Genomic DNA, 19811 nt, shown 5'->3' on the forward strand with positions numbered 1-19811 from the left:
CCATGAACTCTATTGGGTTTAAATCCTCTGATAGGAGGAAATACGCCCCGACTCGCGTTAAACTGCGCGGGTTTTCAAGCCCCCCATTCTCCGGAGCCTTACATGTCCCGCGTTACCTTGAGTCGCTATTTGATTGAGCAGACCCGCAGCAACAACACGCCTGCCGATCTGCGCTTCCTTATCGAAGTGGTTGCGCGTGCTTGCAAGGAAATCAGCCATGCCGTGTCCAAAGGCGCACTGGGTGGTGTCCTGGGCAGCATGGGCACTGAAAACGTGCAGGGCGAAGTGCAGAAGAAGCTCGACGTGATCTCCAACGAGATCCTGCTCGAAGCCAACGAGTGGGGCGGTCACCTGGCCGGCATGGCGTCCGAAGAAATGGACAATGCCTACCAGATCCCGGGTAAGTACCCGAAAGGCGCCTACCTGCTGGTGTTCGACCCACTGGACGGTTCGTCCAACATCGACATCAACGCACCCGTCGGCACCATCTTCTCCGTGCTGCGTTGCCCGAACGAATACCTGAGCCAGAACGAAGCCCTGAACGAAAAGGCCTTCCTGCAGCCAGGTACCGAGCAGGTCGCTGCCGGTTACGCGATCTACGGCCCGCAGACCATGCTGGTGCTGACTCTGGGCGACGGCGTCAAGGGTTTCACCCTGGACCGCGAAATGGGCAGTTTCGTACTGACTCACGAAGACATCACCATTCCTGCATCGACCCAGGAATTCGCGATCAACATGTCCAACCAGCGTCACTGGGAAGAGCCGGTGACCCGCTACGTGGGCGAGTTGATGGCCGGTGAAGAAGGCCCGTTGAAGAAAAACTTCAACATGCGCTGGGTTGCCGCGATGGTTGCCGATGTGCACCGTATCCTGACCCGTGGTGGCTTGTTCATGTACCCACGTGACAGCCGCGAGCCGTCCAAGCCGGGCAAACTGCGCTTGATGTACGAAGCCAACCCGATGTCGTTCCTGGTTGAACAAGCGGGCGGCGCGTCCACCGACGGCCACCAGCGTATCCTCGACATCCAGCCGGAAGGCCTGCACCAGCGTGTGGCGGTGTTCCTGGGTTCGAAGGAAGAAGTTGAGCGCGTCACGGCCTATCACAAGAAGTAAGTTGCGGCGATAAGTGATCGGCGTTGTTGTGAGCCGGTTCACCCTTAAAGAAGCCCCGAAACGTTTCAGCGTTTTCGGGGCTTTTTTGTTTTTGCTCGTCGGGAACCAGACACCTGTTTTCCCTTCTAAGCTTCTGGCAGATACCCACGCTGCCTTGTCCCTCCAGGAGTTATTCCATGTCGTTACGCCGTCTCGCTTTGCTGGCTTTTTGCGTGCTGTTGGCCGCTTGCAGCAAGGTCAACCAGGAAAATTACGCGAAGTTGTCGGCCGGCATGGCCAAGGCCGATGTGGAATCGTTGTTGGGCAAACCGACCGATTGTTCCGGCGCACTGGGCATGTCCAGCTGCACCTGGGGCGATAAAACCAGCTTTATCAGCGTTCAATATGCCGGTGACAAAGTTCTGATGTTTTCCGGGCAAGGCCTGAAGTAAACCGGGGCGAGAGCCTGCGGGAGAAGAAGAATGATGCGTTTTGTTTTGTGCCTTTGTGCCAGCCTGTTTTTGGCGGGCTGTGCCAGCCATTCTGGCGATGATCTGCACCCCAAGACCGCCGGCAGCGTCAACCTCAAGCGTTACCAGGGCACCTGGTATGAGTTGGCCCGATTGCCGATGTACTTTCAGCGCAACTGCGCGCAGTCCGAAGCCCGCTACAGCTTGCTGCCCGATGGCGACATGTCGGTGTTCAACCGCTGCCTGACCACCGATTGGAAGTGGGAAGAAGCCAAGGGCACAGCCACGCCGCAAGTAGCTGGCAAGACTGACAAGCTCTGGGTGGAATTCAACAACTGGTTCACGTCACTGCTTCCGGGCGTCGCCAAGGGCGATTACTGGGTGCTGTACGTCAGCGATGACTACAAGACCGCCATTGTCGGCAGCCCGAGCCGGCGCTATATGTGGATCCTGTCGCGCACGCCAACGGTCAGCGCTGACACCCGCGAAGACCTGCTGAGCAGGGCGCGACAGCAGGGGTATGACACCACGCGGTTGATATACCGGACGTCGGACAAGCAGATGGCGAAGACTTCGCAGTAATCCAGGATCGCCACTGTTAGAAATGTGGGAGGAGGCTTGCCCCCCTCCCACATTTTTTAACCGAGCAGATCCCTTAAGACCTGCGTAAACGCCCGGCTGCTTTCTTCCTCGCCAGCATGATGCCCATCCCGCACCACCCACTTACCGTTCACCAACACATCCCGCACCTGCCGATCACCGCCGGCAAACAGCCAGCGATTGAGAATGCCGTCCTCGCTGGCCGTGGCCAGGTATGGATCTGTGCCGTCGAGCACAATCCAATCCGCACGCTTACCCACTTCCAGCCGACCAATCGGCTGCCCAAGCGCCTGGGCGCCACCGTCCAGCGCCGCATCGAACAGCGTACGGCCAACCATCGGCTGGTCATTGCGATACAAGCGGTTACGCCGTTGATCGCGCAGGCGCTGCCCGTATTCCAGCCAGCGCAGTTCTTCCACCACGCTCAGTGACACATGGCTGTCGGAGCCAATGCCCATGCGCCCGCCTTGGGCGAGGAAATCCACCGCCGGGAAAATCCCGTCGCCCAGGTTGGCTTCGGTAGTCAGGCACAAGCCGGCAATTGCCCGGCTTTCCGCCATGCGCGTGACCTCCTGCGCATCCGCGTGAGTGGCGTGCACCAGGCACCAGCGCTCATCCACGTCGACATTGTCATACAGCCATTGCAGCGGACGCTTGCCGCTCCAGGCCAGGCAGTCGTCGACTTCCTTTTGCTGTTCGGCGATGTGGATATGGACCGGGCAGGCCTTGTCGCTGGCGGCCAATACTTGATTGATTTGTTGCGGCGTCACGGCGCGCAGTGAGTGGAAGCACAGGCCCAGTTGCTGCGCCGGCTGCGTCGCCAGAATGGGGCTGAGGCGCGCTTGCAGGTCCAGATAGTTTTCGGTGCTGTTGATAAAGCGCCGCTGGCCTTCATTCGGCGCCTGTCCGCCGAAACCGGAGTGGGTGTAAAGCACCGGCAACAGCGTCAGGCCGATCCCGCTGCTGGCCGCCGCAAGGCTGATCTGCCGCGACAACTCCGTGGGGTCGGCATAAGGCTGGCCGCTGACAGCGTGATGCACATAGTGAAATTCGGCCACCGAGGTGTAGCCGGCCTTGAGCATCTCGATATACAGCTGGCGTGCGATGACGCGCAGCTGCTCCGGGCTGATCTTGCCAACCATGCGGTACATCAGCTCACGCCAGGTCCAGAAGCTATCGTTCGGGTTGCCGGCCACTTCGGCCAAACCCGCCATGGCGCGTTGGAATGCATGGGAGTGCAGGTTGGGCATGCCCGCCAACACCGGGCCTTTCAGCCGTTCGGCGCCCTCTGCATTGGCATTGGCCACCACCTGTGTCAGCAGGCCATCGGCGCCGACTTCAAGACGTACATCGTTGGCCCATCCATTAGGCAGCAGCGCGCGTTCGGCAAAAAAAGCGGACATGTTCAGAGCACTCCGGTCGTGTGTTTATTTGTATATACATATACAGACGTTTGCCTGCTCGGTAAACTCCGGCAATCTATGCATCTTTTCCCCCTGCAAGGATTCCCTGTGCCGACTCCGCCCGCCAAGTCTTCGCTGGCTGCCCACATGGACGAAAGTCCGGCGCCCTTGTATGCCCGCGTCAAACAGATGATCAGCCAGCAGATCCTCAACGGCAACTGGCCACCCCATTACCGCGTGCCGTCGGAGAGCGAGCTGGTCAGCCAACTGGGCTTCAGCCGCATGACCATCAACCGCGCCCTGCGCGAGCTGACTGCAGAAGGTTTGCTGGTGCGCATGCAGGGCGTCGGCACCTTCGTCGCCGAGCCCAAGAGCCAGTCGGCGCTGTTTGAAGTGCACAACATTGCCGATGAGATCGCCTCCCGCGGTCATCGACACACTTGCCAAGTCATCCACCTGGGCGAAGAGGCCGCCGGTTCCGAGCGCGCCGTCGCCTTGGAAATGCGTGAAGGCGGGCGCGTGTTCCACTCGTTGATCGTGCATTTCGAGAACGACATTCCCGTGCAAATCGAGGACCGTTTCGTCAACGCCCTGGTCGCGCCGGAATACCTGCAACAGGATTTCACCCAGCAAACGCCCTACGCCTACCTCAACCAGGTCGCACCGCTGACCGAGGGCGAGCACGTGGTTGAAGCGATCCTGGCTGACGCTGCCGAATGCCAGCTGTTGCAGATCGAACCCAATGAACCTTGCTTGTTGATTCGCCGCCGTACCTGGTCCGGTCGCCAGCCGGTGACTGCCGCACGGTTGATTCACCCCGGTTCCCGTCACAGCCTCGAAGGACGGTTCAGCAAATGAGTGCAGTCACCGTCTGGCGCGCCGCCGATTACGTCCGCATGCCGTGGAAAAACGGCGGTGGCAGCACCGAAGAAATCAGCCGTGATGCCGGCGACGGCTTGGATGGCTTCGGCTGGCGCCTGTCGATTGCCGATATCGCCGAGTCCGGTGGCTTCTCGACCTTCGCCGGCTACCAGCGCGTGATCACCGTGATCAAGGGCGCGGGCATGGTGTTGACGGTGGACGGTGAAGAGCAGCGCGGCCTGTTACCGCTGCAACCGTTCGCGTTCAAGGGTGACAGCCAGGTGTCGTGCCGATTGATCACCGGGCCGATTCGCGATTTCAACCTGATCTATTCGCCTGAGCGTTACCACGCCCGTTTGCAGTGGGTGGATGGTGTGCAGCGGTTTTTCAGTTCGGCGCAGACGGTGTTGGTGTTCAGTGTTGCCGATGAGGTGAGGGTGCTGGGCGAGAAGCTCGGGCATCATGATTGTCTGCAGGTGGACGGTAACACTGGGCTTTTGGATATCTCGGTCAGTGGCCGCAGTTGCATCATTGAACTGACCGCACGCGGTTAGAAAGTATGGGAGGGGGGCAAGCCCCCTCCCACATCTGTTTTTGTGTCGCTCATAAATCTGTTTCCAACCCTCGCACCAATTTGTTACCGAATGCCCCAGCGTGGCGCAAAACCATGCTCTCGTGACAAACCGCCCTCGCTGCCAAAGCCCCCTGCAAGAAATTTCAACACGCCCCGAAGCCTTAATTTCCAAGGCTTGCACGCGCTTTCTAAAAAAATCTCAACATCTCTCCCGTCAAGTTGGCCGCTCGATTGCATATGCTTGTACATACAAGTAAAGATGTGTGCGTAAGACTCTCCTTCGCACCATCACTGTCCGCGCACCATGCCGAGGAGTCCAGCAGTGACCGATTTTTCGAAAACTAGGCCTACAAAATACCGTGACGTCGAAATCCGCGCCGCCCGCGGTAACACGCTCACCGCCAAAAGCTGGCTGACCGAAGCGCCGCTGCGCATGCTGATGAACAACCTCGACCCGCAAGTGGCCGAGAACCCGAAAGAACTGGTGGTATACGGCGGTATTGGCCGTGCTGCGCGTAACTGGGAGTGCTACGACCAGATCGTCGAGAGCCTCACGAACCTGAACGACGACGAAACCCTGCTGGTGCAATCCGGCAAGCCGGTCGGCGTGTTCAAGACCCACAGCAACGCCCCGCGTGTGTTGATCGCCAACTCCAACCTGGTGCCGCACTGGGCCAGCTGGGAACACTTCAACGAACTGGATGCCAAGGGCCTGGCCATGTACGGCCAGATGACCGCCGGCAGCTGGATCTACATCGGCAGCCAGGGCATCGTCCAAGGTACCTACGAAACCTTCGTCGAAGCCGGTCGCCAACATTACGACAGTAACCTCAAGGGCCGTTGGGTCCTGACTGCCGGCCTCGGCGGCATGGGCGGCGCACAGCCGCTGGCCGCAACACTGGCCGGCGCGTGCTCGCTGAACATCGAGTGCCAGCAGGTCAGCATCGATTTCCGTCTGGCCAGCCGTTATGTCGACGAGCAAGCCACTGACCTCGACGACGCCCTGGCCCGTATCGCCAAATACACCCAGGAAGGCAAAGCGATTTCCATCGCCCTGCTGGGTAACGCGGCAGAAATTCTGCCTGAACTGGTCAAGCGCGGCGTGCGCCCGGACATGGTCACCGACCAGACCAGCGCCCACGACCCGCTCAACGGCTACCTGCCCGCCGGCTGGACCTGGGACGAATACCGCGCCCGCGCCAAGACCGAGCCGGCTGCCGTGATCAAGGCCGCCAAGCAGTCGATGGCCGCCCACGTCAAAGCCATGCTGGAGTTCCAGAAGCAAGGCATCCCGACCTTCGACTACGGCAACAACATCCGCCAGATGGCCCAGGAAGAAGGCGTGGAAAACGCGTTCGACTTCCCAGGTTTCGTACCGGCGTACATCCGCCCGCTGTTCTGCCGTGGCATCGGCCCGTTCCGCTGGGCTGCGCTGTCGGGCGACCCGCAAGACATCTACAAGACCGACGCCAAGGTCAAAGAGCTGATCCCGGACGACGCCCATCTGCACAACTGGCTGGACATGGCCCGCGAACGCATCAGCTTCCAGGGCCTGCCGGCGCGTATCTGCTGGGTCGGCCTGGGCCAGCGCGCCAAGCTCGGTCTGGCCTTCAACGAAATGGTGCGCAGCGGCGAGCTGTCGGCGCCGGTGGTAATCGGCCGTGACCACCTCGACTCCGGCTCGGTGGCAAGCCCCAACCGCGAAACCGAATCCATGCAGGACGGTTCCGACGCCGTGTCCGACTGGCCGCTGCTCAATGCCTTGCTCAACACCGCCAGCGGTGCGACCTGGGTCTCGCTGCACCACGGTGGCGGCGTCGGCATGGGCTTCTCCCAGCATTCGGGCATGGTGATCGTCTGCGACGGCACCGACGAAGCCGCCGAGCGGATTGCCCGCGTGCTGCACAACGACCCGGCCACCGGCGTGATGCGTCACGCAGACGCCGGTTACCAGATCGCCATCGACTGCGCCAAGGAGCAGGGCCTCAATCTCCCGATGATCAAATAACCCCATGTGGGAGGGGGCAAGCCCCTCCCACATTTGAACGGTATTGCACACCAAAACAATCCATCAGAGGTTGAATCGACATGGCTGCAAACGACACCACCCCGTTGATCGAGAAACGTTCGATCGACTACATCCCGGAAGCGGAAAGACACGGTCGTCTCTTGAGCCAGTTCACCCTGTGGCTGGGTGCCAACCTGCAAATCACGGCCATCGTCACCGGGGCCTTGGCCGTGGTGCTGGGCGGTGATGTGTTCTGGTCGTTGATCGGTCTGTTGATTGGTCAACTGATCGGCGGTGGCGTCATGGCGTTGCATGCGGCGCAAGGGCCCAAACTGGGCCTGCCGCAGATGATCTCCAGCCGCGTGCAGTTTGGTGTGTATGGCGCGGCCATTCCGATCGTGTTGGTGTGCCTGATGTACCTGGGTTTCACCGCAACCGGCACCGTTCTGTCCGGTCAGGCGCTGGGCCAGTTGTTCGGGGTCAGCGACAGCATCGGCATCCTGCTTTTCGCCAGTGTCATCGTGCTGGTCACGGTGCTGGGTTATCGGGTGATCCACTTCATCGGGCGCGTCGCCAGCGTCATTGGTGTGATTGCCTTCGTTTACCTGTTCAGTCGCCTGATGGGCCAGGCTGACATTGGTGCATTGCTGCAAATCCGCCATTTCAGCTGGAGCAGTTTCTTGCTCGCGGTATCCCTCGCCGCCTCCTGGCAGATCGCATTCGGGCCTTACGTGGCGGACTACTCGCGCTATTTGCCGAGCAGCACGTCTTCGGTGAAAACCTTCCTTGCCGCCGGCGCAGGTTCAGTGATTGGCGCACAGGTGGCGATGATTCTCGGCGTGTTTGCCGCGGCCATGGCCAACGGGCAATTCGCCGGTCACGAGGTGGCGTACATCGTCGGCCTGGGCGGCAGTGGCGCTACCGCTGCGTTGCTGTATTTCAGCATCGCGTTCGGCAAGGTCACCATCTCCACGCTGAACTCCTACGGCAGCTTCATGTGCATCGCGACTATCATCAGCGGCTTTCGCGGTCGCCTGGAGGTTACGCGTCTGCAGCGTCTGGTGTTCGTGGTGGCCATCGTCGGTACGGCGACCCTGATCGCGTTGCTCGGCCAGCATTCGTTCCTCGGTGCGTTCAAGTCTTTCATTCTGTTCCTGCTGGCGTTCTTTACGCCCTGGAGCGCGATCAACCTGGTGGATTACTACTGCATCACGCGCGAGCGCTATGACGTGCCGGCACTGGCTGATCCAAAGGGTCGCTACGGGCGCTGGAACCCACTGGGTATCAGCGTCTATGTCTTCGGTGTGCTGGTGCAGATGCCATTTATCGCCACCAAGTTCTACACCGGCCCGCTGGTGAGCGCCCTTGGGGGTGTGGATATTTCCTGGATCATCGGCCTGGTACTGCCCGCCGCGCTGTATTACCTGTGTGCAAAAAAATGGCACGGCACGGTGCCCGATCAATTGATCCTGCCGGTAGAGCAGGGCGCTACACCAACAACAACCGGGCTGGCTGCACAGGCCTGATGGGACGTGGACAAGGCAGGACGCCTTTTGACTGCCGTAATCCATTTCATGATTGGGAGCGTCACACAATGAAAATGCATAAGACCCTGCTGACCACGTTGTTCTCTGCAGGCTTGCTGGCCAGCGCTGGCGCCCAGGCGGCCGGTTGGTGCGAGTCCGGTAAACCGGTGAAATTCGCAGGCCTGAACTGGGAAAGCGGCATGTTGCTCACCGACATCCTGCAAACCGTCCTGGAAAAAGGCTACGACTGCAAAACCGACAGCCTGCCAGGCAACTCCATCACCATGGAAAACGCCCTGAGCAGCAACGACATCCAAGTGTTTGCCGAAGAATGGGTCGGCCGCAGCGAAGTCTGGAACAAGGCCGAGAAGGCCGGCAAAGTCGTCGGCGTCGGCGCGCCTGTAGTGGGTGCCATCGAGGGTTGGTACGTGCCGCGCTATGTGATCGAAGGTGACGCCAAGCGCAAGCTGGAAGCCAAGGCGCCGGACCTCAAGCACATCGCCGACCTGGCCAAGTACGCCTCGGTGTTCAAGGACCAGGAAGAGCCGTCCAAAGGCCGCTTCTACAACTGCCCGGCCGGCTGGACCTGTGAGCTGGACAACAGCGAAATGCTCAAAAGCTACGGCCTGGAAAGCACCTACACCAACTTCCGCCCAGGCACCGGCCCGGCGCTGGATGCGGCGGTGCTGTCGAGCTACAAGCGCGGCGAGCCGATCCTGTTCTACTACTGGTCGCCGACGCCGCTGATGGGCCAGGTCGACCTGGTCAAGCTCGAAGAAAAACCCGGCGTGGATAAAAGCGTGAGCATCAAGGTCGGCCTGTCCAAGACCTTCCACGAACAAGCCCCGGAACTGGTGGCTGTGCTGGAAAAGGTCAACCTGCCCATCGACCTGCTGAACCAGAACCTGGGGCGCATGGCCAAGGAACGCATTGAGTCGCCGAAACTGGCGAAGATCTTCCTCAAGGAACATCCTGAAGTCTGGCACGCCTGGGTAAGCGAAGACGCAGCCAAGAAAATCGACGCGGCCTTGTAGGTCAAGTGTGCACGGCTACCCTCAGGGGTGGCCGGGCGACTGGCCACAACCCATTGGATCGAGAGCACGCTATGTTTCCTGAGAGTTTTACGTTTTCCATTGCCGACTGGGTCAACGGTTGGGTGGATTCACTGGTCACCAACTACGGTGATGTGTTCCGGCAGATTTCCGACACGCTGCTGTGGGCCATCGTCAACCTCGAAGGCCTGCTGCGCGCAGCGCCCTGGTGGCTGATGCTGGCGATCGTCGGCGCGGTCGCCTGGCACGCCACGCGCAAGGTAGTGACCACGGCGGTAATTGTCGGTTTGCTGTTCCTGGTGGGCGCGGTTGGCCTGTGGGACAAGCTGATGCAGACCCTGGCCTTGATGATGGTTGCCACGGTGATCTCGGTGCTGATCGGCATTCCGTTGGGCATCCTCTCGGCACGCAGCAATCGCCTGCGTTCGGTGTTGATGCCGCTGCTCGACATCATGCAAACCATGCCCAGCTTCGTGTACCTGATCCCGGTGCTGATGCTGTTCGGCCTGGGCAAGGTGCCGGCGATTTTCGCCACAGTGATCTACGCCGCGCCGCCGCTGATTCGCCTGACTGACTTGGGCATTCGCCAGGTTGACGGCGAAGTCATGGAAGCCATCAACGCCTTCGGCGCCAACCGCTGGCAGCAACTGTTTGGTGTGCAATTGCCGTTGGCGCTGCCGAGCATCATGGCCGGTATCAACCAGACCACCATGATGGCGTTGTCGATGGTGGTGATTGCCTCGATGATCGGCGCCCGTGGCTTGGGCGAAGACGTGCTGGTCGGCATCCAGACCCTCAACGTTGGCCGTGGCCTTGAAGCGGGGCTGGCGATTGTGATTCTTGCAGTGGTCATCGACCGCATTACCCAGGCCTATGGCCGTCCACGGCATGAGGCGAGCAAATGACGACTGTCAGCAAAATCGAAGTCAAAAACGTCTTCAAGATCTTCGGCGCCCGCTCCAAAGACGCGCTGGCGATGGTCGGGCAGGGCAAGACCAAGGACCAGGTGCTGGCCGAGACCGGTTGCGTGGTCGGCGTGAACGACCTGTCGCTGAGCATCGGCACCGGTGAGATCTTCGTGATCATGGGCCTGTCGGGCTCCGGCAAGTCGACTCTGGTGCGCCACTTCAACCGCCTGATCGACCCCACCAGCGGCGCGATCCTGGTGGACGGCGAAGACATCCTGCAACTGGACATGGACGCGCTGCGTCAATTCCGTCGGCACAAGATCAGCATGGTGTTCCAGAGCTTCGGCCTGCTGCCCCACAAAAGCGTGCTCGACAACGTCGCCTACGGCCTCAAGGTGCGTGGCGAAACCAAGCAGGTGTGCGCCGAACGTGCGCTGCACTGGATCGAAACCGTGGGCCTCAAGGGCTACGAAAACAAATACCCGCACCAGCTCTCCGGCGGTATGCGCCAACGTGTGGGCCTGGCCCGCGCCTTGGCGGCCGACACCGACATCATCCTGATGGACGAAGCCTTCAGCGCCCTCGACCCGCTGATCCGCGCCGAGATGCAGGACCAGCTGCTGGAGCTGCAAAAGACCCTGCACAAGACCATCGTGTTCATCACCCATGACCTCGACGAGGCCGTGCGCATTGGCAACCGCATCGCGATCCTCAAGGACGGCAAGCTGATCCAGGTCGGCACGCCTCGGGAAATCCTGCATTCGCCGGCGGATGAGTATGTGGACCGGTTTGTTCAGCGGCGCGCGGCGGTGGTCTGATCCTGTTTTGTGGTGAGGCTGCTGGCCCTATCGGGGGCAAGCCCCCTCCCACCTTTGAAGGTGTTCGCAATTCAAAATGTGGGAGGGGGCTTGCTCCCGATAGGGCCGGTAAGCCTGCACAAGCATTAAAGAAGGTATGAAGATGTCCCAGGCAACAAAAATCACCATCGCCGACACCCTCCTGCACTGGCAGGACGTCGTCGCCGTCGCCCGCCACGGCGCCGTCCTCGAACTCTCCGGCCAGGCCTGGGCGCGGATCGACAATGCCCAGGCCATCGTGCAGCGCATCGTTACCAGCGGCGAACGCGCCTATGGCGTGAACACCGGCCTGGGCGCGCTGTGCAATGTGTCGCTTGCGGGCGAGCAACTCAGCCAACTGTCGCGCAATACCCTGCTGAGCCACGCCTGCGGTGTCGGCCCGGTGCTCAGCGATGAGCAGACCCGCGCAATCATCTGCGCGGCCATCATCAACTACAGCCACGGCAAGTCCGGCCTGCACCCGCAGGTAGTGCAGGCGTTGCTGGCGCTGCTCAATCACGGCATTACGCCGCAAGTGCCGTCCCAGGGTTCGGTGGGTTACCTGACCCATATGGCTCATGTCGGCGTGACGTTGTTGGGTGTCGGCACAGTGAGCTATCGCGGCCAGATCGTGACCGCACAAGCCGCCTTGCAGGCTGAAGGCTTGCAACCCGTAGTGCTCGGCGCCAAAGACGGCCTGTGCCTGGTCAACGGCACGCCGTGCATGACCGGCCTGAGCTGCCTGGCCCTGGCTGATGCCCATCACCTGCTGCAATGGGCCGATGTGATCGGTGCCATGAGTTTCGAAGCCCTGCGCGGTCAGATCGACGCCTTCGATGAAGAAATCATCGCCCTCAAGCCGCACCCCGGCATGCAGCGCGTTGGCCTCAACCTGCGTGCGTTGCTCGACGGCAGTGAAGTGATCGCCAGCAGCAAAGGCATTCGCACCCAGGACGCCCTGAGCATCCGCTCGATCCCGCAGATCCACGGCGCGGCGCGGGACCAAGTGGAGCACGCCACCCGCCAGATCGAGACCGAGCTCAACAGTGCCACTGACAACCCGTTGCTGCTCGGCACGCCGGACAGCTACCGCGTGGTATCCCAGGCCAACCCGCACGGCCAGTCCGTCGCCTTGGCCGCTGACCTGCTCGCCATCGCCATGGCCGAGATCGGCTCGGTGGCCGAGCGCCGCCTGGACCGTTTGATCAACCCCCACGTCAGTGGCTTGCCGGCCTTCCTGGTGAGCAACCCAGGCGTCAACTCCGGGATGATGATCGTGCAATACGTCGCCGCATCGCTGTGTGGGCAAAACCGTCAGCTGGCGCAGCCGGCGGTGCTCGACAACTTTGTCACCTCGGGCCTGCAGGAAGACCACTTGAGTATGGGCACCAACGCCGCGCTCAAGCTGCATCAACTGTTGGCCAACGTTACCCAGATCCTCGCCATCGAATACTTGTTGGCGGCCCAGGCATTTGAATTCCTGAAGGACCAGCGTTTCGGCGCAGGCACCAACCGCGCCTGGCGATTGCTGCGTGAAGTGGTCCCGGCTTACGAGCAGGACCGCTGGCTGGCACCGGACATCGAAGCCGCCGCCAAGCTGCTCAAAGACACCGTGTTACCCAATTTGCACTGAACACCTATTTATTCGAAAAATAATTTACAAGGAGTACGAACGTGACTGCGCTAAATCTGATTCCAGGCCAACTGAGCCTTGCCCAACTGCGGGCCATCTACCAGCAGCCGGTGACGCTCAGTCTGGATGACAGTGCCTCGGCCCAGATCGAAGCCAGTGTGGCCTGCGTGGAGCAGATTCTCGCCGAGAACCGCACCGCCTATGGCATCAACACCGGTTTCGGCCTGCTGGCCTCGACCCGCATCGCCAGCGAAGACCTGGAAAACCTCCAGCGTTCGCTGGTGCTGTCACACGCCGCCGGCGTCGGTGAGCCGATCAGCGATGCGCTGGTGCGGCTGGTCATGGTGCTCAAGGTCAACAGCCTGAGCCGTGGGTTCTCCGGGATTCGTCGGCAAGTGATCGACGCGCTGATCGCGCTGATCAACGCCGAGGTTTATCCGCATATTCCGTTGAAAGGCTCGGTCGGTGCGTCCGGTGACTTGGCGCCGCTGGCCCATATGTCCCTGGTGCTGCTGGGCGAAGGCAAGGCGCGCTACAAAGGCGAATGGCTGGAAGCCACCGAAGCGCTGAAAGTTGCCGGCCTCACGCCGCTGACCCTCGCCGCCAAAGAAGGCCTGGCGTTGCTCAACGGCACCCAGGTGTCCACCGCTTATGCCCTGCGCGGCCTGTTCGAAGGTGAAGATCTGTTCGCCGGCGCCCTGGCCTGTGGCGGCCTGACTGTAGAGGCGGTGCTGGGCTCGCGCTCGCCGTTCGACGCCCGCATTCACGCCGCTCGCGGCCAACGCGGGCAGATTGATTCGGCTGCCGCTTACCGCGACCTGCTCGGCGACAGTAGCCAGGTCTCCCAGTCGCACCAGAACTGCGACAAGGTGCAAGACCCGTATTCCCTGCGCTGCCAGCCACAAGTGATGGGCGCGTGCCTGACCCAGTTCCGCCAGGCCGCCGACGTGTTGGTGGTCGAAGCCAACGCCGTGTCGGACAACCCGCTGGTGTTCGCGGCTGAAGGCGATGTGATTTCCGGCGGTAACTTCCATGCCGAACCGGTCGCCATGGCCGCCGACAACATGGCGTTGGCCATCGCCGAAATCGGCTCGCTCAGTGAGCGCCGTATCTCGTTGATGATGGACAAGCACATGTCGCAACTGCCGCCGTTTTTGGTGGGCAATGGCGGCGTGAACTCCGGCTTCATGATCGCCCAGGTGACGGCCGCTGCGCTCGCCAGCGAAAACAAGGCGCTGGCCCATCCCCATAGCGTCGACAGCATCCCGACGTCCGCCAACCAGGAAGACCACGTGTCCATGGCCCCCGCTGCGGGCAAGCGCCTCTGGGAAATGGCCGAGAACACCCGTGGCATCCTCGCCGTCGAGTGGCTGGCCGCGTGCCAGGGCCTGGACCTGCGCGAAGGCCTGAAGACCTCGCCAAAGCTGGAAAAAGCGCGGGATATTCTGCGCGCCAAAGTGGCGTTCTACGACAAGGACCGTTTCTTCGCCCCGGACATCATCGCCGCCAGCGAACTGCTCGCCAGCCGCTGTCTGAATGAGCTGGTGCCGGCGAAGTTGTTGCCGAGCCTGTAAGCGACACTCGCTCTCTGTGGTGAGCGGGCCAACCCGCTCACCCCAAAAAAGCAGTTGTCCCGAGCGCGGATTTTAATTTTCTCAGGATAAAAATAATTAAGGACGAGAAATGCACCAGCAAGAAAAGGGTTTGAAACGCGGCCTCAGCGCCCGACATATTCGCTTCATGGCACTGGGGTCGGCCATCGGCACCGGGCTGTTCTACGGCTCCGCGTCAGCCATCCAGATGGCCGGCCCCGCCGTGCTGCTGGCCTACCTGATTGGCGGCGCCGCGGTCTTCATGGTGATGCGCGCCCTCGGTGAAATGGCCGTGCACAATCCGGTGTCCGGCTCTTTCGGCCAGTACGCCAGCACCTACCTGGGCCCAATGGCCGGGTTTGTCCTCGGCTGGACCTACGCGTTTGAAATGATCATCGTCTGCCTCGCCGACGTCACCGCGTTCGGCATTTATATGGGCTTCTGGTTTCCCGAGGTGGCGCGCTGGGTCTGGGTGCTTGGCATCGTGTTTTTGATCGGCGGCCTGAACCTGTGCAACGTCAAAGTGTTTGGCGAGATGGAGTTCTGGCTGTCGCTGCTCAAGGTTGGCGCCATCGTGGCGATGATCCTCGGCGGTTTCGGCATCATGCTGTTCGGCATCCACTCGGCAGGCGAGACCCAGGCCAGCGGGCTTAGCAATCTTTGGGCCCACGGCGGCTTTATGCCCAACGGCGTCGGTGGCCTGATCGCCTCGTTCGCGGTGGTGATGTTCGCGTTCGGCGGTATCGAAATCATCGGCATCACCGCCGGTGAGGCCAAAGACCCGCAGCGCGTGATCCCCAAGGCGATCAACGCTGTGCCGCTGCGCATCCTGCTGTTCTACGTGCTGACCCTGTTTGTGCTGATGGCCATCTACCCATGGCCGCAGATCGGCAGCCAGGGCAGCCCGTTCGTGCAGATCTTCAGCAACCTGGGCATCGGCTCGGCGGCGACCATCCTTAACATTGTGGTGATCTCGGCGGCAGTTTCGGCGATCAACAGTGACATCTTCGGCGCCGGGCGCATGATGTACGGCCTGGCTCAACAAGGGCAGGCGCCAAAGGGGTTTGCCCAGCTGTCCAGGCAGGGCGTGCCGTGGATGACCGTGGTGGTGATGGGCGCAGCGCTGCTCGGCGGCGTGCTGCTCAACTACCTGATCCCGGAAAACGTGTTCCTGGTGATTGCCTCGATTGCCACCTTCGCTACGGTGTGGGTATGGCTGATGATTCTGTTCACCCAGGTCGCGATGCGTCGCTCGATGACCAAAGAACAGGTCGCCGAGCTGAAATTCCCGGTGCCGTTCTGGCCCTATGCGCCAGCGGCGGCCATCGTCTTCATGCTGTTTGTATTTGGTGTGCTGGGTTACTTCCCGGACACCCAGGCAGCCTTGTTGGTCGGCGCCGTGTGGATCGTGCTGCTGGTCGTTGCCTACCTGCTGTGGGTCAAGCCCGCCGCCGGGCAAGCGGCCAAGGTCCATTACGACCCGGCTGTGTCTCATCGATAACTTAGGGAGGCGTTGATGAAAACCCTTTGGCAACACTGCCACGTTGCAACCATGGCTGGTGGTCACTACTCGATCATCGAGGATGCTGCCTTGGTCACTGCCGGCTCACTCATCGAGTGGATCGGCCCGCGCAGCCAAGTGCCGACGGCGGACTACGCCCAGGTGCATGACCTGCAAGGCGCGTGGGTCACCCCCGGGCTGATCGACTGCCACACCCACACGGTGTTTGGTGGCAATCGCAGTGGCGAATTCGAGCAGCGCCTTGAGGGCGTGAGCTATGCCGAGATTGCGGCCAAGGGCGGTGGTATCGCCAGCACCGTGCGCGCCACCCGCGCTGCGACAGAAGATGAACTGTTTGCCAGTGCTGAAAAACGCCTGCGCAGCCTGCTGCGCGACGGCGTGACCACGGTGGAGATCAAGTCCGGTTACGGCCTGGACCTGGCCAACGAACGCAAGATGCTGCGCGTGGCCCGGCGCCTCGGCGACGAACTGCCGGTCAGCGTGCGCGCCACCTGCCTGGCGGCCCATGCCCTGCCGCCGGAGTACAAGGACCGCGCCGACGATTACATCGAGCATATCTGCAGCGAGATGCTACCGAAGCTGGCAGACGAAGGGCTGGTAGACGCCGTGGATGCTTTTTGCGAATACCTGGCGTTTTCCACCGAGCAGGTGGAGCGGGTGTTCAAGGTCGCCCAGCAACTCGGCCTTCCAGTAAAGCTGCATGCCGAGCAGCTGTCGTCGCTGCATGGCTCCAGCCTGGCGGCGCGTTATCACGCGTTGTCGGCGGACCATCTGGAGTTCATGACCGAAGCAGACGCCATCGCCATGGCTGCGTCGGGCACTGTCGCCGTGCTGCTGCCGGGGGCGTTCTACTTCCTGCGCGAAACCCAACTGCCGCCGATGGACGCCCTGCGCAAACACGGCGTGAAAATCGCCATCGCCAGCGACCTCAACCCCGGCACCTCGCCGGCACTCTCGGTGCGCCTGATGCTGAACATGGCCTGCACCCTGTTCCGCATGACCCCCGAAGAAGCCCTGGCCGGCGCCACCCAACATGCGGCCACTGCGCTGGGCATGGGCGAGACCCATGGCTCGCTGGAAGTGGGCAAGGTGGCGGATTTTGTGGCGTGGCAGATTGATCGGCCCGCCGACCTGGCTTACTGGCTGGGCGGCGACCTGGATAAACGCGTCGTGCGCCATGGCGTCGATGTCACCGTATAAGGAGCACTGCTGTGGATAAGGTTCTGAACTTCAAACAAGGCCGCACGCCGCTGCTGATCAGCATGCCCCACGCCGGCCTGCGCCTGACGCCTGCGGTGGAAGCCGGGTTGATCGACGAGGCAAAAAGCTTGCCGGACACCGACTGGCATATCCCCGCGCTGTACGACTTTGCCGAGGAACTGGGCGCCAGCACGCTCTCGGCGCAGTACTCACGCTTTGTCATCGACCTCAACCGGCCGTCCGACGACAAACCCTTGTACGCCGGCGCCACCACCGGCCTGTACCCTGCCACGCTGTTCGAGGGTGTGCCGTTGTTCCGTGAAGGCCTGGAGCCGAGCGAGGCAGAGCGCGCCAGCTACCTGCAAAAAATCTGGGGTCCGTATCACCGGGCGCTGCAAGAGGAACTGGCACGGCTCAAGGCCGAGTTCGGCTACGCGCTGCTGTTCGATGCGCACTCGATCCGCTCGGTAATCCCGCACCTGTTCGACGGCAAACTGCCGGACTTCAACCTCGGCACCTTCAACGGCGCCGCCTGCGACCCGAAACTGGCCAGCCAACTGGAAGCCATCTGCGCGCAGCATCCGCAGTACAGCCATGTGCTGAACGGGCGTTTCAAGGGCGGGCATATCACCCGGCATTACGGCGACCCGGCGCAGGATATCCATGCGGTGCAGTTGGAGTTATGCCAGAGCACTTATATGGAAGAGGTCGAGCCGTTTAGGTATCGCGCGGATCTGGCCGAGCCGACGCGGGTGGTGTTGAGGCAACTGCTGGAAGGTCTGCTGAACTGGGGGAAAAAGCGCTACAGCTGAACCTGGACACTCCACAAAACCAATGTGGGAGCAAGCCCGTTCCTACAGGTCTTGTGTACGTGGCGAAGGGCTGACACAGGTCTAAGCGCTCAAGGACATGCTCATTGCACAATTCGGGTTTATAGTGCCAGACGGCACAATAAAAGACGTCCCCCCAGGGATGAACCCGACCCCCTACGGAGCGCGCAATGCAGACTTGGTACCCGCAGATCAAACCCTACGCCCGGCACGATCTGGCAGTCGATGACACCCACACCCTGTATGTCGATGAAAGTGGCTCCCCCGAAGGCCTGCCTGTCGTCTTCATTCACGGTGGCCCTGGTTCCGGTTGCGACGCCCAGAGTCGCTGCTATTTCGATCCCAATCTCTACCACATCGTTACCTTCGACCAGCGCGGTTGCGGGCGCTCCACGCCCCGCGCCAGCCTGGAAAACAATACGACCTGGGATCTGGTCGCCGACCTTGAGCGTATCCGCGAGCACTTGGGTATAGAAAAATGGGTGCTGTTTGGCGGCTCCTGGGGCTCCACGTTGGCCCTGGCCTACGCGCAAACCCACCCTGAGCGCGTGCATGGCCTGATCGTGCGCGGCATTTTCCTGGCGCGTCCGCAGGACATCGAATGGTTCTACCAGGCTGGCGCCAGCCGCTTGTTCCCGGACTACTGGCAGGACTACCTTGCGCCGATCCCCGCGGACGAGCGTCACGACATGATCGCCGCCTACCACAAGCGCCTGACCGGCAACGACCAGATCGCCCAGATGCACGCGGCCAAAGCCTGGTCCGGCTGGGAAGGGCGCATGCTGGGCCTGTGCCCAAGCCCGCAGCATGTGGAGCGTTTTTCCGAACCGCAGCGCGCCTTGTCCATCGCCCGGATCGAGTGCCACTACTTCACCAACAATTCCTTCCTGGAACCCAACCAACTGATTCGCGACATGCACAAGATCGCCCATCTGCCTGGCGTAATCATCCATGGCCGCTACGATATGATCTGCACGTTGGATAACGCCTGGGAGTTGCATCAGGCTTGGCCCAACAGTGAATTGCAGGTGATTCGCGAAGCGGGTCATGCGGCGTCCGAGCCCGGCATTACCGATGCGTTGGTCCGCGCGACCGGCGAGATGGCACGGCGCCTGCTTGATCTGCCGCCAGAAGAAGCATGAAGGGCTTGTTGCAACGGGTGCGTGGCGCCCGTGTCGAGGTGGCGGGCGAGGTTGTCGGCGCCATCGACCAGGGCTTGCTGGTGCTGGTGGCCGTTGAGCCTTCAGATACGCCGGAGAGCGCCGATAAGTTGCTGCACAAATTGCTCAACTACCGGGTATTCAGCGACGACGAAGGCAAGATGAACCTGTCTCTCAAGGATATCGGCGGCGGTTTGCTGCTGGTGTCGCAGTTTACGTTGGCGGCGGATACCAAGAGCGGGCTGCGGCCAAGCTTCTCCACAGCGGCCCCGCCGGCCCTGGGAGCGGCGCTTTTTGATCACTTGCTGTTACAAGCGCAACAATTGCATGGCAAGGTGGCGTCGGGGCGTTTTGGCGCCGATATGCAGGTGCATTTAGTCAATGATGGCCCTGTGACATTTTTGTTACAGGTGTGAATGTATTAAAAACGACGCTTAATGCCTAAAAACGCAGGATTTCGCTACAAATACTTCGCTGCCCCTGATGCGTTGTGTCGCGGGCTACTAGATAATCGCGCGCTACGGGGATCAGCGTTGTTTGGTCC

Annotated in this window: 18 protein-coding genes; 17 read left to right on the top strand and 1 reads right to left on the bottom strand. The window is 61.3% G+C overall.

Annotation, left to right across the window (positions count from 1 at the left end; all coding sequences use genetic code 11):
* Window positions 1–102 precede the first annotated feature (102 nt).
* From AB3G88_RS01710 to AB3G88_RS01720, 3 genes are all read left to right on the top strand, one after another.
* Complete coding sequence (locus AB3G88_RS01710) at window positions 103–1113, top strand: class 1 fructose-bisphosphatase (RefSeq protein ID WP_003237460.1); 1011 nt, start codon at window positions 103–105, stop codon at window positions 1111–1113.
* Between the two features lie 176 nt (window positions 1114–1289).
* Window positions 1290–1544: a hypothetical protein gene (locus tag AB3G88_RS01715; protein ID WP_099583856.1), complete on the top strand. Its 255-nt coding sequence runs from the start codon at window positions 1290–1292 to the stop codon at window positions 1542–1544.
* A 30-nt stretch (window positions 1545–1574) separates the two neighbouring features.
* Window positions 1575–2144, top strand: a complete 570-nt coding sequence (locus AB3G88_RS01720; protein WP_400529941.1) for a lipocalin family protein — start codon at window positions 1575–1577, stop codon at window positions 2142–2144.
* A 56-nt stretch (window positions 2145–2200) separates the two neighbouring features.
* Here AB3G88_RS01720 and AB3G88_RS01725 read toward each other — a convergent pair whose 3' ends face one another.
* On the bottom strand, window positions 2201–3565 hold the full coding sequence (locus tag AB3G88_RS01725) for a formimidoylglutamate deiminase (protein WP_480452956.1): 1365 nt from the start codon (window positions 3563–3565) through the stop codon (window positions 2201–2203).
* Window positions 3566–3712: 147 nt separating this feature from the next.
* Between AB3G88_RS01725 and hutC the strand changes: the two genes are divergently transcribed.
* The 14 genes from hutC to dtd all read left to right on the top strand — a co-directional run bounded on the left by hutC (window position 3713) and on the right by dtd (window position 19683).
* A complete protein-coding gene (hutC, locus tag AB3G88_RS01730; RefSeq protein ID WP_244653868.1) occupies window positions 3713–4423 on the top strand; it encodes a histidine utilization transcriptional repressor HutC in 711 nt (236 codons plus the stop codon).
* Complete coding sequence (locus tag AB3G88_RS01735) at window positions 4420–4980, top strand: HutD/Ves family protein (RefSeq protein WP_112193029.1); 561 nt, start codon at window positions 4420–4422, stop codon at window positions 4978–4980. Before hutC ends, AB3G88_RS01735 begins: the two co-directional genes overlap by 4 nt.
* Before the next feature lie 324 nt (window positions 4981–5304).
* Window positions 5305–7008 carry a urocanate hydratase gene (gene hutU / locus AB3G88_RS01740; RefSeq protein ID WP_112193030.1) on the top strand — a complete coding sequence of 568 codons (1704 nt, stop codon included), beginning with the start codon at window positions 5305–5307 and terminating at the stop codon, window positions 7006–7008.
* Window positions 7009–7088: 80 nt separating this feature from the next.
* The gene (locus tag AB3G88_RS01745) at window positions 7089–8534 is read left to right on the top strand and encodes a purine-cytosine permease family protein (protein WP_099583849.1); all 1446 of its coding nucleotides are present in this window, start codon (window positions 7089–7091) and stop codon (window positions 8532–8534) included.
* 68 nt (window positions 8535–8602) lie between these two features.
* Window positions 8603–9568: an ABC transporter substrate-binding protein gene (locus AB3G88_RS01750; RefSeq protein ID WP_112193031.1), complete on the top strand. Its 966-nt coding sequence runs from the start codon at window positions 8603–8605 to the stop codon at window positions 9566–9568.
* Window positions 9569–9639: 71 nt separating this feature from the next.
* Window positions 9640–10491 (top strand): ABC transporter permease, encoded by an 852-nt coding sequence (locus AB3G88_RS01755; RefSeq protein ID WP_053140441.1) that lies wholly within the window; start codon window positions 9640–9642, stop codon window positions 10489–10491.
* Window positions 10488–11312, top strand: coding sequence for a quaternary amine ABC transporter ATP-binding protein (locus tag AB3G88_RS01760; RefSeq protein WP_016972280.1), 825 nt, complete (start codon window positions 10488–10490; stop codon window positions 11310–11312). Before AB3G88_RS01755 ends, AB3G88_RS01760 begins: the two co-directional genes overlap by 4 nt.
* A 142-nt stretch (window positions 11313–11454) precedes the next feature.
* Entirely contained in the window at window positions 11455–12963 is a 1509-nt protein-coding gene (locus tag AB3G88_RS01765; protein WP_480452960.1) for an HAL/PAL/TAL family ammonia-lyase, read from the top strand.
* A gap of 41 nt (window positions 12964–13004) precedes the next feature.
* Window positions 13005–14537, top strand: a complete 1533-nt coding sequence (gene hutH / locus AB3G88_RS01770; RefSeq protein ID WP_099583844.1) for a histidine ammonia-lyase — start codon at window positions 13005–13007, stop codon at window positions 14535–14537.
* Window positions 14538–14646: 109 nt separating this feature from the next.
* The gene (locus AB3G88_RS01775; RefSeq protein ID WP_480452962.1) at window positions 14647–16056 is read left to right on the top strand and encodes an L-histidine transporter HutT; all 1410 of its coding nucleotides are present in this window, start codon (window positions 14647–14649) and stop codon (window positions 16054–16056) included.
* A gap of 15 nt (window positions 16057–16071) precedes the next feature.
* A complete protein-coding gene (gene hutI / locus AB3G88_RS01780; protein WP_400529948.1) occupies window positions 16072–17277 on the top strand; it encodes an imidazolonepropionase in 1206 nt (401 codons plus the stop codon).
* A gap of 11 nt (window positions 17278–17288) precedes the next feature.
* Window positions 17289–18089 carry an N-formylglutamate deformylase gene (hutG, locus tag AB3G88_RS01785; RefSeq protein WP_480452965.1) on the top strand — a complete coding sequence of 267 codons (801 nt, stop codon included), beginning with the start codon at window positions 17289–17291 and terminating at the stop codon, window positions 18087–18089.
* Between the two features lie 188 nt (window positions 18090–18277).
* On the top strand, window positions 18278–19249 hold the full coding sequence (pip, locus tag AB3G88_RS01790; protein WP_099583838.1) for a prolyl aminopeptidase: 972 nt from the start codon (window positions 18278–18280) through the stop codon (window positions 19247–19249).
* Window positions 19246–19683, top strand: coding sequence for a D-aminoacyl-tRNA deacylase (gene dtd, locus AB3G88_RS01795; RefSeq protein ID WP_480452967.1), 438 nt, complete (start codon window positions 19246–19248; stop codon window positions 19681–19683). The genes pip and dtd overlap by 4 nt, the downstream gene beginning before the upstream one ends.
* Window positions 19684–19811 lie beyond the last annotated feature (128 nt).

The sequence above is a fragment of the Pseudomonas arvensis genome (genome assembly GCF_056688935.1).